Here is a 13,548-nt window from a genome sequence, read left to right on the forward strand (position 1 = left end):
CTCCGTAGGGCGTGTTTACCCGTGGCGTAACCTTTCCTTACTTTTAATTACTTCTAGTTCCGCCACGGGCACCCCTCTTAAGGGATCATACACCGTCACCCTTAAGTCACTGGGGCTGGTCGAGGGGAACACCACTACCCTCCCATCCACCTTTCTCATCAAGTTAAGGGGGGCAATAGAATCCCTCTCCAACAAAACCCCGCCACCCTCCAAATACCTAGCGTTTACCTTGAACACCTTAATACCCCCACCCTCGTGAGCAGGGCCCGTCATCAGGTAGGGGTTAAAAACCCTGACAACCCTCTCCACAACTTGCCTACCCTTCTTCAGCTTCCCACCGCCGAAGGGATCAACGGAGGAAGTGTATGATTCGGAAACCTCCTCAACGTCAATTGGCTGAGACTTAAGCATTTCAACGAATTTAATAACACTCCATTGATGAATCCTATGCCTAAGCTTATCATTTTTGTCACCCTCCATCTTCTCCTTAGCCCTTGAGGAGAACTTACCGACGATAACCTTAGCATTTAAACTCATAGCCAGATCTGTTATCCTCTTAACACTCTTCCTCAACACATCTATTTTTCTTTCCTTTTCCCTCAATCTACTCAACTTCTTCTTAACTAGCTCGTCCTTCGTTGAATTACCCCTGGCGATCTCCTCTCTCCTTAAGGAGTAATTAACTACAATCCTCCCTAGCCCAGTCTCATAACGCCTCAACTCCTTGAGTTTGAAACCCTCAAAAATTGCTAAGGTAACGTTATTCTCATTAACGTCAATAGAGACATAATTACCCTCCCTGGTCTCCACCTCAACCTCCTTCTCAAAGGTAAGCCAAACGAGCGCTTTCCTGCCCACCAGCCTCAGCTTAAGCTCTTGAGAAACACTCCAACCCTCACGCAAATAGTGAATGAGCTGATTAGTTACCCTAAGTGGGATCTCAACCCAACCCTTGTGAGTTAGGACACTGATGGACGCTCTGTTAAACCTCCAGTTAATCATGTTAGGGATAGTGATCATAACCCTCTTATACTCTGGTTTATCCTTTCTCGTTAGCCCTTTCCTCTTCCTCTTCCTGAAACTCTTGACAATCCTGCTTGCTGTGATGTAAGCGCCTTCAATAACTCTAGAAGGTAGGAAGGGGTACTTCTCCTTGCAATGATCGTAAAACCTTTCGTGTAACTTCTTCCTAGCAGTTGGTAAGCCCTCGGAGATTATGACGTCAATCATTTCATTAACAATCCTCTTCTGATATTCTTCAACCTCCCTAAGGGCGCGGTATTTCCACCCGTTCAGGGGGTCGCTCTCCAGCTTAATCGTCCTTTCCAGCGTCTTCAACACACCTGACCACCCTCTCATATTCATGGGACCTGTGACCGTAAATTCTTGAGGCAAACGATTTAACGACTTCAACGAAGTCCTCTTCCAACTCCTGCATGTGATCCTTTGGCTCCTCTTGGAGCGCTATGATGACGTTTACTCCGTAGGCTTTGAATAACTCTACTAGGTATTGGAAGCCGAAAAGTGTTAGCCTTTCCTTGTAAGCCACTACTATCGCATCAATCTGCCTCCTCTTAGCCAGCTCCAGGAGCTTCTTTAGCCCTCTCCTATCCTCCTTCAAGCCAGAACCTATGTCCTTAACCTCTATTACGCTCACTTCCCCGAGAGCTTTCTTAACCCAATCCCTTAACGCGTTTAGCTGCCTCTCCAAATCGTCTTTTTGTGCATTTGATGAAACCCTTGCATAAATTGCTACCTGCTTCGCCTTTCCACCGCTTAATAGCCTTTCAACCTCACTGTAAGGAATCCTCCACCTACCGTTAATTTCAATGGCCTTTATTTTCCCTTCCCTTATCCACTTTATAACACCACTCCTACTCATACCAAGTATTTCAGCAACCTCACTGGGCGTTAAGTATCTCTCCACAGCTTTTCTCTAGATGTAATTAGAAGTATCTAGAAATATTTAAAGATTACGCAGGAAACGTTATAGTCTCGCTGTAGGCCATGGTCGAGTTAACTAGGGATGCCCTGTGGTAGTGTATGCTAGACTTATCAACAACGAAGGCACCTATTACAACATCGCCTGGGACTACGTACGGGTTTCTGCTACCAGCGGTGCCGGAGAGTATTGCGGCCCTCACGTTAAATAGCGTGTCCATAAGGGTGGTGGCCTCCGCGGCAGCGTACTCCTTCTCGCCGCTCCTCACCAGGACCACGGGCGTGCCGCCTATGCTGCCCACGTAAAAGCTGTAGCCCGAGCAGTTGACTACTGCTGTGAGCTTCATGGACGCCAGCAGGGGTGCCATCTCCATAGCCATGGGTGTCACTACGCCAACCCTGGGGGTCATGAGGATCCTCTTGAGGGCCGAGGACGTCATAGGGGTGCCGTTGACGAAGGACGCCCTGACCGCTGGGCCAAGGCCTGAGTTAGCCGTGCCATGGGCTGCCATTATCAAGCCACCAAGGGTTAGGCCCACCAAAAAGGATACGACCACCGCCCCAACGAGACCTAGGAGCCTCAAGTCAACCCCCAGCAGAAGATCTCCTTAGATTGCTTATAAATGTCCTTGAAGCTCTCTCCATAAGTTTTAACTTATCTAAGTTAAAATAATTGAAGGAGTTCTCTCAAGTTCTGTTAGCTCTCCCTTCAAGAGCTGTAACTTGAATTTATTAGACGCGGTGCCCCTTACCTCGTGGAGGCTAATACCATGACACACCCAGGCGTTAACTACGGGGCTGTTGGCATCAGGGTGAGGCTTGGCAGGATACTGAGCGATGGCAAGGCCGTATTCTTTGCCTTCGATCACGGCATGGAGCACGGGCCTAAGGACTTTCCTGGTGACAGGATCTTCGCAAGAAATATAATACAGCAGGTGGTTGACGCTGGCGTCGACGCCATAATGATGCTGCCTGGCATGGCAAGGCTAACACATGACATCTGGGCAGACAAGGTTGGGCTCATAGTCAAGCTCACGAGCAAGACCGAGCTCAGGCCGGAGAGCTCGATTCACCTTCAGACGAGGCTTGGAACCGTTGAGGACGCGGTCGCCCTAGGGGCTGACGCCGTCGCCGCCACGGTTTATTGGGGAAGCGAGCACGAGTCGGAGATGATGGAGAACTGGCTGCTGATAAAGGAGGAGGCGGAGGCCTATGGCATGCCCGTCCTCCAGCTGGCCTATCCGAGGGGCTCGCACTTTAAGAACTGGTACGACCCTGAGGTCGTTATGTACGGCGTCAGAGCCGCCGTCGAGGTCGGCGCGGACCTCATAAAGACCTACTACACGGGCTCCAGGGAGACCTTCGCTAAGGTCGTTGAGATGGCCCAGGGCATACCAGTGCTCATGAGTGGCGGCGCCGTCAGGTCAAGGCCTGTTGAGTTCCTCGAGGACGTCAATAACGTGCTGGGGGCCGGCGGCAACGGGGTCGTAGTCGGCAGGAACGTGTTCCTGGCCAGCGACATAAAGAGCATGGCCAAGGCAGTGATAGCCGTGGTCCACGAGGGCCTGACGCCTGAGGAGGCGGCAAAGCGCTACAACCTGCCGTCCCAGGGCGCCCTGGCCAGCGGGAGGCCTGAGGAGACGGACTGAGACGAAGGTGGTGTCCTAGGACCATGGAGAAGGATCTTGACGTTGTAGCTGTAGGCCATGCCCTGGTCGACCTCAGGTTCACAGTTGACAGGTTCGCCTCACCGGACGAGGAGGCCGACATAGTTGAGCAGAGCACGGGCCCAGGAGGCTCCGCCATAAACGTGGCCATAGTCACCTCGAAGCTCGGCGGCAGGGCCGCAGTGATAACTAAGATAGGGCTTGACGAGTTTGGGAGGCAGATAGTTGAGGAGCTCGTGAGGAGCAAGATAGACATCTCAGGCCTCAAGGTGGGCTTCAGCTCAACGGGGTTCTCGGTCCTCATGATAGACAAGGAGGGCAACATAGTTCTCTACGGCTACAAAGGGTGCGCTGAGAAGCTGGAGCCTGATGAGCTTGATGAGAAGGTCATAGCGAGGGGCAAGTACATACACATAGCCAGCCTCAGGCCAGACACCTCGCTCAGGGCCGCCGTCAGGGCCAAGGAGCTTGACGCCATGGTCTCCTGGGACCCGGGCCGCAGGCTGAGCATGGCTGGACTCAAGGCGCTCAGGGGACTGATAAAGTTCGTTGACATAGTTGAGCTCAACAGCAGGGAGTGCGCCAACCTCACGGGCCTAAAGGACCCCGCAGCATGCGCCTCCGAGGTCCAGAGGGTAGGCCCCTCCACGGTAATTGTCAAGATGGGCGCCAGGGGGCTCTACGCCCTCAGCGATGACTTCACGGGCTACATGCCAGCCTTCAAGGTCAGCGACGTCAGGGACTCCACCGGGAGCGGCGATGCCTTTGCGGCGGCCCTCCTGCTGAAGCTCTCAAAGGGGGAGAAGCTCAAGGAGGCGCTGATATACGCCCAGGCCGTGGCGGCCCTCAAGGTGACCCTGCTTGGGGCGCACGCGCTGCCGAGCACCGATGAGATCGAGAAGTTCTACCAGGAGCACAGGAAGGAGGTGGAGGCTGGCATCTCAGAGAAGCCTCCCCAGAGTGGTTCGAGTTGACCTGCAGCAGTGTGAGCGTGGCAATAACTGGGGCCAGCGGCGTAAGGTACGGCATAAGGCTCCTTGAGGCCCTGGGCAAGCTCAAGGTTAACGTGAGCGGCATCATAGTGAGCAGGTCAGCGGAGCTTGTGGCCCAGGCCGAGGAGGACATGAGTGAGGGGGAGCTGACGAGGCTGGCCTCAAGGTACGGCCCCGTGTACGGGGAGGACGACATGCTCTCACCCCTCGCCTCCTCAAGCAGCCAGCCCGACTGCATGGCCATAGTCCCGGCCAGCATGAAGACCGTGGCGCTGATAGCGAACGGCATTGAGATGAACCTTGTAGCAAGAGCAGCCCTCTCCATCCTGAGGCTCAGGAGGCCCCTGGTTGTCGCCTTCAGGGAGGCACCCCTAGGGGTGGCTGAGCTGAGGAACCTGCTCAGCCTGGCCGAGATGGGAGCTATAGTGGTGCCGCTGGCCCCCGGCTTCTACTCCAGGCCCAGGAGCGTTGATGACATGATTAACTTCATGGTCGGCAAGGTCCTCGACGCCCTTGGCGTGGGAAATGACCTCTACGCCAGGTGGCGCGGCCCCGCGGAGCGCGAGGATAGCTGAGGGAGGGCTAGGGCTGCCTCGCAGCACCCTTGGCCCTCCCTATGGCGTCCATCATAGCCTTGGCCAGGCTCTCCTTGCCCGGGAACTCGCTGGGAGGCATGTAGTGGACCTCGACGTTGCCGAGCCTTGAGGCCACGGCCTCGGCCTGGGAGGCAAGCCTCTTGTCACCCGTGAAGAAGAGGACTCTGCCCCTGCCGCCGGCCACCCTCTCAACTACCTTTAACACGTCAAAGTCGTCATTTGCCGGCTCCAGTACCCTGCTCTGCCCGGCGCGCTGGGGCTCCGAGAGCCCCCTGCCAACTATCACGTGGACCTCGACGCCGGGCTCCTCCCTCTCTATCACGTCAGGGTAGTATCCTTTGAACATCTGGTCTAGCACCACTGCGATGTCGCTGCCTCCCCCTGCATGCGCGGCGCCGCCCTCCATCTGCTTAAAGACGCTCAGTCTCCCGCTGGCTATGACGTCACCCTCTATCATGACCACGAAGAGGTCCCTTGGCCCTTCCTTGTCCAGCTCTGAGAGCTGTGAGGGGTCAAGGACCCTGACGGTGTTGCAGTCAAACACTATGAGCCTCCTTGCCATGCTTGCCCTCAAGGACCAGTTAGAGCGCTAGGCTTAAATGGTTAAACTGTTCACAAAAGCGGGGCCGGTGCTGCTAATGGGAGAGAGCCTCACTTCAAACACGATAATAGAGCGCCTCATAACAATGGCGCAGGGGGTTGAGGACACCTCAACTCACCTGCTCCGTGTGGTGAGCGCCAGCAGCCTGATGCCTGAGGTCGTTGAGAAGACCTACAGGCAGGACCTGCTGCAGTTCAGGGACGTGGTCACTAAGGGGAAGGAGGGCCTCCTCGACTACATAGCTAACGGGAGGCTCAGCGTCGTGACCTACAAGGAGTTCTACATAGAGGCCGCCCTCCAGATGGAGTGTATAATGAGCAGGCTTGAGGCGGGCACCTACAGGCTCCTCCTCAGCTTGAGCCTCGAGAAGGCGTTGCCATCTAACATACTTGAGAGCGTGAGGGGGCTCCTCAGGGAGCTGCAGTCGTCATCAATAGCCCTAGTCGACATGCTCAGGGCCAGCGAGGGCCCTATCAAGGACCCTGCTGCGAGGAGAAAGATAATTGACGACAAGTTCAACCTCGTGAGCGACTCCGAGAGGAGGGCAGACGCGATATACCGTGAGGCCCTGGCTGCCGTCACCGAGGCGTACTCCAGGGAGGCGGGCAAGCTGCTCATGTTGAAGGAGGTCATAGATTCCTTTGAGGACGCCGTAGACTGCGCCTACAACACCTCCACCTATGTGAGGCTAGTGGGCCTTGGCCTCCTCAGCTAGCCCCATAAGGGCAAGGCTCGTCGGGGGCGTGGTGGTAGTCCCGTCCATAGAGGACTCAAGGAGACTGTACTCCATGGGCTTCTACGGCAGGCCCATAGGGGCCCAGAAGGTCAGGGACCCGGAGTCCATAACGTCACCCCTTATACTCGACCCCCTTGAGGCTCTCTACCTCTCAGAGACCAGGGTGATAGAGGTCTATGACAGCTCTGAGAGGCCCTTGGGGGCCCAGGAGCTCGCCGAGAGGCTTGGGCTGACGGCGAGGCAGCTTAAGCTCTACAGGGTCTACAGGTCCCTGAGGTCAAGAGGGCTCACGGTCAGGTCAGGCCTTAAGTACGGGGCCTCCTTCGTTGCCTATAGGAGGGGCCCAGGGCTTGAGCACGCGCCCTTCATAATCCACTACTTTGAGCCTCAGGAGCCCTTCGACCCGGTGGAGCTCGTGAGGGCCGGCAGGCTGAGCCACAGCGTGAGGAAGACGTTCATAGTGGCCACGGAGGACCCCGTGAAGGAAGAGCCATATTATATAATGCTTAAATGGCTTCGTCCCTAACTACTGTGGTGTAGCAGAAGGGACTCGCTGTGAGCTTCAGAAAGGATCCGAGACAGGAGCTGAACCAGGGGGCCAGGCAGGAGCCGAGGCCTAAGCCTATCGGCGACAGGTGTAACCCTCTCTGCCCCTTCTTCAGGTGCAGCCAGAAGGCGCTTAGGATAACCACCGAGCACTACAGGGGAAGGCCGGTAAAGGTTGCTATCTGCTCCCTAGTGGGCGACAGGTGCGTCGGGTCCCAGTGCAGGTTCGCCTACTGTGAGAAGAAGGCCATGTTGCCTGACGGCAGGTGCGCCTTCGCCGTAGAGAGCAAGGCGAAGCGGATGAAACCCTTCGAGGAGGAGCTCAGCGAGGAGAGCGAGCTGTCCGGCTTTCAGCTAAAGAATAAAAAGCTCCCTGATGAGCTCTAGCCTGCCTGGCAGGTGAGCTGGGCACAACCCTTACGTCGGCCGTCAGGACTCCGTCGAGCGACAGTATGAAGCCGGCGACCTTCTTCTTGACCCCGTAGGCCTTAGCGAGCGTGGTCTCCGGCGGCAGCGGTATTATGACTTGCACCAGGTAGAAGGAGCCCGCCCTGGCCACATATATCCTGAGGGGCCTTATGCTCATGGCCCTGAGGCCCCTCTCTATCGTAGTCCTGAGGCCGACGCCGTGGACCTCCGCCCCCAGCAGAGCCTTGATGGCTGTCAACGAGGTGCTGAGGGCCGCGTAGAGCACAACTACAAACATGGAGCCAGTTATGACTGGCATCAGACTGGCGTCGGCCGCAGCTATCACGCCGCCGGCAGCCAGGTCTATGGCGGCGTCCACGCTGGCGTGCATCACGTCGCTCTTAACTATCATCAACCTCGCGTACCTGACCTCGAGCACTGCAATCGTTATTGACATTGCGGCGCTGGCCCAGATTACCCACGAGGTCCAGGCTGGCGGCGCGTACCTCTCGCTGAGGGACCCTACAAATGCGGAGCCCACGAGGTACATCACGAATATGGACACCAGTATAGTAGCTATGCCCTCAGCGTTGTAGAGCCCCCAGGGGAACGACCTGGACCTCCTGTAGGCGACCTTGAGTATCACCGCATACAGAGCCGCCATAATTGAGTCGAAAAGCGTGTGGTAGCCGTCAGCCTGGAATATGTAGTAGCCCCTCCCTAGGCCCAGGTAGAGCTCGTAGGCCGCCAGGGGCAGCCCCACCAGGCCGGTCAGCAGGAACAGCCTCGACGACCGGTCCAGCAACTCCTTTGAAATCAAGGCGCATCACCTTCCCCTATCACCCCGCAAGGAGGGGCCTCCTTCACTGTTCTATTGCGTTCAGGGCCCTTATTAATTTTAGGGTAGTCTAAACCGGCCCGCTGATATACATGGAGTTACTCGAGGCCTAATTCCTCCCTCATCTCGCTGGCCCTCTTGGCGGCCTCAAGCACCGCCTCCATGAGGGTCCTCTTCAGGCCGTTGCCCTGCATTACCATAACTCCCCTTATTGTAGTGCCAGCTGGCGTCAGCACCATGTCCCTTATCTGGTGCGGTGACCTGCCGCTCTCGAGCAGGTTCCTTGAAGTCCCCATCATAGCCATGAGGGTGGCCCTATAGGCAAGGTCCCTTGGGAGCCCAGCGGCTATGCCGCCCAGGGCCAGGGCATCTATTACCTCAGCTATGAAGGCGGGGGCGCTGCCGCTCAGCGCTGTAAGTGCGTCCAGGTACCTCTCGTCAACCCACTCCACGTGGCCGAGCCTCCTGAAGAACTCCTCTGCAGTGGACCTGGCCGCCTGGTCGCAGTTTGGGCCAGCCGAGAGGGTCGTGAAGCCCTCGCTAACCTCAACGTTAATGTTTGTCATCCCCCTTATCACCTTAGCCCTTGGGACCCACGAGGCCAGGCTCCTTGTGCTGACCGCGGCCGCTAGTGAAACCAGCGGCTTCCCGTCGAGGGCCGCTGAGACCTCAGCTAGGACCTCCCTGACGGAGTACGGCTTCACGGTTAGTATGACTAGGTCTGCCTCCTCCACGGCCTTCACGTTGTCCCTTGTGGCGTCAACGCCCAGCTGCCTCACCCTGGCGAGCGTGGCCTCGCTCTTAGCTGTAGCTATCACCCTGAATTCACTGCCTGACCTTGACAATCCCTTTATTATCGCGCTCCCTATCGTGCCGGCTCCTAAAACTGCTACAGTTCTAGTCAAAGCTCTCGCTGTGCCAGGAGGGTAGTGATTTAAAAAGCGTTCAACACAGGCCAGCGGGGTCGAACTTGAGCCTAGGCGAGGGCCAGCTGAGGCTCCTGAGGGAAACTATGGACATGGCATCCATCTTCATGCTTGGCCAGCTGGAGGGCACCCAGTGGCTCAGCTCCCTGGAGGACCTTGCAGCCGGCGACGGCTGGGTCGTGGGCGTCTTCAGGTCAAACTACTCGGACGACTACTTCGTAGACGTCGTCTGCTCCAGGTGCGACGGCGCGGCCGAGGAGCTCCTGAGGGTCCTGAGGGACAGGGGGAGGGCGTGGGCGAACACGTCAAGGCTTGACCTCATACAGGCCCTGCTGAGGACCGGGGATGTGATACTCGAGGACGTGGTGGCATTTCATGTCATGGAGGTTGACAGAGACACCTTCAGGAAGTTCGAGGTGGTGCCCAGCTTCCTCTCGTTCTCGGTGCTCGACGAGCACAACATAGAGGAGCTGAGGGACCTGCTGTCCAAGTGGGACGAGGCCAGGGCGGCCATGGCGGACGACATGATAATGAGGGGCACCGCCATAGGCGCCTGGGACGGCGACAGGCTCGTGGCCGTGGCCGCGACCTACGCCGTGACGGACTCCTGGTGGTACCTTGGCTCCCTTTTCGTGGACCCTGAGTACAGGGGGCGCAAGGTTGGCATAAGTATGTCAAGCGTGGCAACCGAGGAGGCCCTCGCCAGGGCTGGAAGGGCTTACATAAGCGTCGAAGTTGACAACGTGAGGAGCATCGCTGTCAACACGCTACTGAACTACAGGCCCAGGGCGCTGAGCTACAGCGCCCTCCTCACTGCAAGGGGCTAGTCGCCCTGGTCCTCGTCATAGTCATAGATGGCGTAGTCCTCCCCTCCCTCCAGGACCTCCTGGACCTTGCCGTAGAGCTCCTTGAGGCTGACCTCGTCGTAGGCGCTGACCGGCAGGATCTCCCCTATGTAGCCCGCCTCGTAGAGGGCCCTGGCGAGGCTGAGCGATATGTTAAGCTCCACCCCCCTCAGGGCCTCTGAGTTCCTCACCGCGGCCTCAAGGTAGCCCTCCTCGTGGAGCATGGGGAGCACGTTGTTCACTACATCCGGGCTCAGCAGGTCAGCCTTGCTTATCACGTTGACCTGGGGCCTCCTGAGCCTCACGTTAACAGAGGAGGCCAGGGTGAGTATGGACACTATGTCGGCCGGGCTCTCGAAGAACACGGAGTCCATCAGGAACACGGTGACAGCCTTGTCGTCCTGTATCAGGGCGTCCAGGACCAGCGGCCCTCCGACCCTGTAGGCGAAGGGCTCGAGCTGCCCAGGCGTGTCTATGATGGCGTAGTCCGCCTTGAACTGCTCCACCTCCTCCCTGACCTTGTCAACGTGGTTTATCAGTGAGTCTATGGCTGTGACCAGCGCCCCGTTGGGGCCCAGCCCCTTATCCATGAACTCCTCCGCTGTTACATAGTCCCTGACGTCAACGTCAGGGTCGTAGGGCGGCTTGTCCTCAGCTGGGTCGAAGTTCACCTTGACCACGGAGGCGCCCGAGGACTCCATCACGTTGGCCAGCTGCATGGTGAGCGTGCTCTTGCCCGACCCGGCTGGCCCCACCACAACTATGAACCTCAAGCCTAAGCACCAGGGCTGGGAAAGCACCGCGCACACGCAGGCCCGGGACGCGGGTCCAGTTCGCGCGGGCCTCTCCCCTTGGACTGGGAGTTCTGTCTGAGGCTAATAACCTTAGCCGCTAGCCATGATGCGGGAAAGGCTTAAGGTAAGGCCAGGACTTGATGGCCCGGTGAGCCGCGTTGAGGTACGTGAGGCTCGGCTGGAGCGGCACCAAGGTCTCCCAGCTCTGCGTGGGCACGTGGCACCTGCCGCCCTCGAGGGAGCTTGACGAGCACGGCGTCCTCAAGGTTGACGTCGACGAGGCCGTCAAGGCTATGAGGAGAGCCTACGACCTTGGCGTCAACTTCATAGACACGGCCAACAGGTACCACGGCATCATGCAGCCGGTTGACCTTGATCACGTCGGCAACTCTGAGAGGGTGGTTGGCAGGTTCCTGGCCACCGTGGACAGGGAGTCGGTGGTCCTGGCCACCAAGGTGAGGGGGCAGATGGCTCCCTGGCCCAACGGCGAGGGGCTGAGCAGGAAGCACGTAATGTGGCAGGTGAGGGAGAGCCTGAGGAGGCTGGGGACTGACCACATAGACCTCTACCAGCTGCACTGGCCGGACCCCGAGACCCCAAAGATAGAGACCCTGAGGGCCCTTCAGGACCTGGTCAGGATGGGCCTCGTACACTACACCGGCATAAGCAACCACCCGGCGCACGACGTGGTCGAGTTCCTTGAGCTTGCTGACAGGATAGGCGCCGACCGCTTCGTTACAATGCAGGAAAAGTACAACGTGCTCGAGAGGGAGATAGAGGTGGACGGCAGGCTCGACGTGGCCAGGAGGTACGGGCTGGCCATATTGGTCTACAGCCCCCTGGCCCAGGGCGTCCTCACTGGCAAGTACTACGACTTCAAGGAGGGCAGGTGGGTGGTCCCTGAGCTCAGCAGGGCCTCGCTCGTCCCAGACCTCCAGAGGAGGTACTTCAACGAGAGGACAGCAGCTGCCCTTAGGGCTATGAAGGAGGTGGCGGACTCAAAGGGCATAACCCTGGCCCAGCTGGCCCTGGCCTGGGTGATCAAGAGGTCCGAGCAGCTCGGGGTGACGCTGATACCGATAACCAGCTTCTCCAGGGCCTCGCAGGTCGACGAGGCCGTTGAGGCTATCAATGTTAGCCTAAAGGACGATGATGTGAAGGCCATAGATGAGGCCCTGGCGAGCCGGGCCTAGCCGCGGCTGGGCCTAGCCGGAGCCATGACGTCAGATATGGCCTCAAGGGGCCTGCCGGAGGTGTCAAAGCCCTTAAGGAGCCACAGCGAGGCGCCCGAGAGGCCCACGGCCCAGAGGCCGACGTTGTAGAGTAGGTAGGCGACGTTGTTGAAGGAGGCCGTGAAGAACACGGAGGCCACGTAGAGGGAGTAGGCAGTCGCCCTGACGGCGCCCACGCCCGTTGCCCTGAGCCTGGTAGGGAAGAGCTCGGGCTCCATCACTACCCTCGCCGCCCACGCCATCTCGCCGAAGACCCCGTTGAGGAAGAGCAGGGAGCCGAAGGCGACGAGTGAGCCCCTCGCCACCACGTACTGCGGTATGAAGAGGGCCATCGTTACCACCCCGCCCAGGTAGGCCGCAAACGGGAACGTCCTCCTGCTCGTGGAGTCTATGAAGGGCAGCAGGGCGAAGCCCGCGAGGGACTCGCCCAGGTTGTATATGAATATTATCCAGTCCGTGAGCCTAGGGAAGAGGTAGGGGCCTATCACAAGCGCCATGAGGGCGTACGTGAGGACCACAGTTATCGCCATGGTTATAAGGAAGTAGAGCCTCACGGCGTAGTCCCTCCTGCTCAGGGTCACCATCTCCCATGACCTGTACTTAAGCCACATGAAGGACTCCGGGGCCATCAACCTCGTGACGACTATCACTGGGACCACGGAGGCCAGGAGCGCGACGAAGGCGAGCCTCTGGGTGCTAACCGAGAGCCCCGTCAGTATAGCCAGCGCTGAGGCAGTCAGGGCGCCGACGTTGGCCATGTTAGTGACGCCAACCAGCAGCTTGCCCCTGTGCTCCTCGGGCGCCTCCTCAGCCAGGTAGGCGAGCAGGGTCGTCTCGTCGCCGCCCAGGGAGAACTCAGCCAGGGCGACGCCAGCTATGAGGTCGAGGGCGCCCCTGGCCAGGAGTATCAGCGGTATCGAGGCGGAGAACATCACCATGTCCGCCATAAAGCCGCTCCTCCTGCCGAAGGCGTCAGTGAACCTGCCCATGAGGAAGCTCCCAGCCAACAGCGAGGCCGGCGGGGCGACAAGGAGGTAGACGTCGTAGCTCCTGGGAACTATGGGCCACTCGGTCAGGAGCGGCGCGAGGGCCAGGACCACTCCCCACGCAAACATGGTGACAGACGCGCTGGCCACTATGACGGCCAGCCTCCTGCCGAGAGCCAAGCCTGACCCCAAATTACTACTATCAGTGGTAACTTAAAAGCTCAGGCACAGACGCTTAGAGACTGCTTGCAAACCTCCTCTTGAGGTCACCCAGTATGCCTGAGATCGGTATCTCAACGGGGCAGGCCACGTCGCACCTGCCGCAGCCCAGGCAGAGCATGGCAAGGGCTGCCCCCCTCTCGACGCCCTCAGTTATGGCTGTCCAGTTGACCCCCATGGGCCCTCCGTAGGTTGAACCTCCCCAGTTGTTTGCCACCTGG

The 13,548-nt window shown here is 58.4% G+C and carries 17 protein-coding genes; 8 read left to right on the plus strand and 9 right to left on the minus strand.

The window, feature by feature from the left end:
* Positions 1-15 precede the first annotated feature (15 nt).
* The 3 genes from SE86_RS00915 to SE86_RS00925 are packed head-to-tail and all read right to left on the minus strand — an operon-like array spanning position 16 to position 2,525.
* Entirely contained in the window at positions 16-1,341 is a 1,326-nt protein-coding gene (locus SE86_RS00915) for an IS200/IS605 family accessory protein TnpB-related protein (protein WP_117353901.1), read from the minus strand.
* The gene (locus tag SE86_RS00920; RefSeq protein ID WP_117353902.1) at positions 1,313-1,927 is read right to left on the minus strand and encodes an IS607 family transposase; all 615 of its coding nucleotides are present in this window, start codon (positions 1,925-1,927) and stop codon (positions 1,313-1,315) included. Before SE86_RS00920 ends, SE86_RS00915 begins: the two co-directional genes overlap by 29 nt.
* Before the next feature lie 46 nt (positions 1,928-1,973).
* Positions 1,974-2,525 (minus strand): hypothetical protein, encoded by a 552-nt coding sequence (locus SE86_RS00925; RefSeq protein ID WP_211096614.1) that lies wholly within the window; start codon positions 2,523-2,525, stop codon positions 1,974-1,976.
* 186 nt (positions 2,526-2,711) lie between these two features.
* Here SE86_RS00925 and fba point away from each other — a divergent pair, with 186 nt between their 5' ends.
* The 3 genes from fba to SE86_RS00940 are packed head-to-tail and all read left to right on the plus strand — an operon-like array spanning position 2,712 to position 5,175.
* Positions 2,712-3,590, plus strand: coding sequence for a class I fructose-bisphosphate aldolase (fba, locus tag SE86_RS00930; RefSeq protein ID WP_117353903.1), 879 nt, complete (start codon positions 2,712-2,714; stop codon positions 3,588-3,590).
* A 23-nt stretch (positions 3,591-3,613) separates the two neighbouring features.
* A complete protein-coding gene (locus SE86_RS00935) occupies positions 3,614-4,582 on the plus strand; it encodes a carbohydrate kinase family protein (RefSeq protein ID WP_117353904.1) in 969 nt (322 codons plus the stop codon).
* The gene (locus SE86_RS00940) at positions 4,579-5,175 is read left to right on the plus strand and encodes a UbiX family flavin prenyltransferase (protein ID WP_117353905.1); all 597 of its coding nucleotides are present in this window, start codon (positions 4,579-4,581) and stop codon (positions 5,173-5,175) included. The genes SE86_RS00935 and SE86_RS00940 overlap by 4 nt, the downstream gene beginning before the upstream one ends.
* 7 nt (positions 5,176-5,182) lie before the next feature.
* Here the strand turns inward: SE86_RS00940 and SE86_RS00945 are convergent, their stop codons facing one another.
* Complete coding sequence (locus SE86_RS00945) at positions 5,183-5,758, minus strand: hypothetical protein (RefSeq protein WP_158543063.1); 576 nt, start codon at positions 5,756-5,758, stop codon at positions 5,183-5,185.
* Between the two features lie 76 nt (positions 5,759-5,834).
* Here SE86_RS00945 and SE86_RS00950 point away from each other — a divergent pair, with 76 nt between their 5' ends.
* The 3 genes from SE86_RS00950 to SE86_RS00960 are packed head-to-tail and all read left to right on the plus strand — an operon-like array spanning position 5,835 to position 7,466.
* Positions 5,835-6,512 (plus strand): hypothetical protein, encoded by a 678-nt coding sequence (locus tag SE86_RS00950; RefSeq protein WP_148666730.1) that lies wholly within the window; start codon positions 5,835-5,837, stop codon positions 6,510-6,512.
* The gene (gene endA, locus SE86_RS00955) at positions 6,496-7,059 is read left to right on the plus strand and encodes a tRNA-intron lyase (protein ID WP_117353908.1); all 564 of its coding nucleotides are present in this window, start codon (positions 6,496-6,498) and stop codon (positions 7,057-7,059) included. Before SE86_RS00950 ends, endA begins: the two co-directional genes overlap by 17 nt.
* Positions 7,060-7,088: 29 nt before the next feature.
* On the plus strand, positions 7,089-7,466 hold the full coding sequence (locus SE86_RS00960) for a hypothetical protein (protein ID WP_117353909.1): 378 nt from the start codon (positions 7,089-7,091) through the stop codon (positions 7,464-7,466).
* Here the strand turns inward: SE86_RS00960 and SE86_RS00965 are convergent.
* Entirely contained in the window at positions 7,402-8,307 is a 906-nt protein-coding gene (locus SE86_RS00965) for a cation transporter (protein ID WP_117353910.1), read from the minus strand. The genes SE86_RS00960 and SE86_RS00965 overlap by 65 nt on opposite strands.
* A 116-nt stretch (positions 8,308-8,423) precedes the next feature.
* Entirely contained in the window at positions 8,424-9,230 is an 807-nt protein-coding gene (gene proC / locus SE86_RS00970) for a pyrroline-5-carboxylate reductase (protein WP_117353911.1), read from the minus strand.
* A 65-nt stretch (positions 9,231-9,295) separates the two neighbouring features.
* On the opposite strand from proC, the gene SE86_RS00975 reads away from it, so the two are divergent.
* Complete coding sequence (locus SE86_RS00975; RefSeq protein ID WP_117353912.1) at positions 9,296-10,078, plus strand: GNAT family N-acetyltransferase; 783 nt, start codon at positions 9,296-9,298, stop codon at positions 10,076-10,078.
* Here the strand turns inward: SE86_RS00975 and SE86_RS00980 are convergent.
* The gene (locus tag SE86_RS00980; RefSeq protein ID WP_211096616.1) at positions 10,075-10,869 is read right to left on the minus strand and encodes an ATP/GTP-binding protein; all 795 of its coding nucleotides are present in this window, start codon (positions 10,867-10,869) and stop codon (positions 10,075-10,077) included. The genes SE86_RS00975 and SE86_RS00980 overlap by 4 nt on opposite strands.
* A gap of 179 nt (positions 10,870-11,048) precedes the next feature.
* Between SE86_RS00980 and SE86_RS00985 the strand changes: the two genes are divergently transcribed.
* Entirely contained in the window at positions 11,049-12,083 is a 1,035-nt protein-coding gene (locus tag SE86_RS00985) for an aldo/keto reductase (protein WP_117353913.1), read from the plus strand.
* On the opposite strand, the gene SE86_RS00990 is transcribed toward SE86_RS00985, so the two are convergent.
* Positions 12,080-13,288 (minus strand): MFS transporter, encoded by a 1,209-nt coding sequence (locus tag SE86_RS00990; RefSeq protein WP_211096617.1) that lies wholly within the window; start codon positions 13,286-13,288, stop codon positions 12,080-12,082. The genes SE86_RS00985 and SE86_RS00990 overlap by 4 nt on opposite strands.
* Before the next feature lie 55 nt (positions 13,289-13,343).
* Positions 13,344-13,544: a 4Fe-4S dicluster domain-containing protein gene (locus SE86_RS00995; protein ID WP_179948721.1), complete on the minus strand. Its 201-nt coding sequence runs from the start codon at positions 13,542-13,544 to the stop codon at positions 13,344-13,346.
* Positions 13,545-13,548: the final 4 nt, after the last annotated feature.

Origin of the sequence: Acidilobus sp. 7A, from assembly GCF_003431325.1 — an archaeon.
Classification (GTDB): domain Archaea; phylum Thermoproteota; class Thermoprotei_A; order Sulfolobales; family Acidilobaceae; genus Acidilobus.

Bases quoted from the DNA above. Each gene is read 5' to 3' on its own strand.
- fba (WP_117353903.1), top strand. From the start codon at position 2,712: ATGACACACCCAGGCGTTAACTACGGGGCTGTTGGCATCAGGGTGAGG.
- SE86_RS00935 (WP_117353904.1), top strand. From the start codon at position 3,614: ATGGAGAAGGATCTTGACGTTGTAGCTGTAGGCCATGCCCTGGTCGAC.
- SE86_RS00945 (WP_158543063.1), bottom strand. From the start codon at position 5,758: ATGGCAAGGAGGCTCATAGTGTTTGACTGCAACACCGTCAGGGTCCTT.
- SE86_RS00950 (WP_148666730.1), top strand. From the start codon at position 5,835: ATGGGAGAGAGCCTCACTTCAAACACGATAATAGAGCGCCTCATAACA.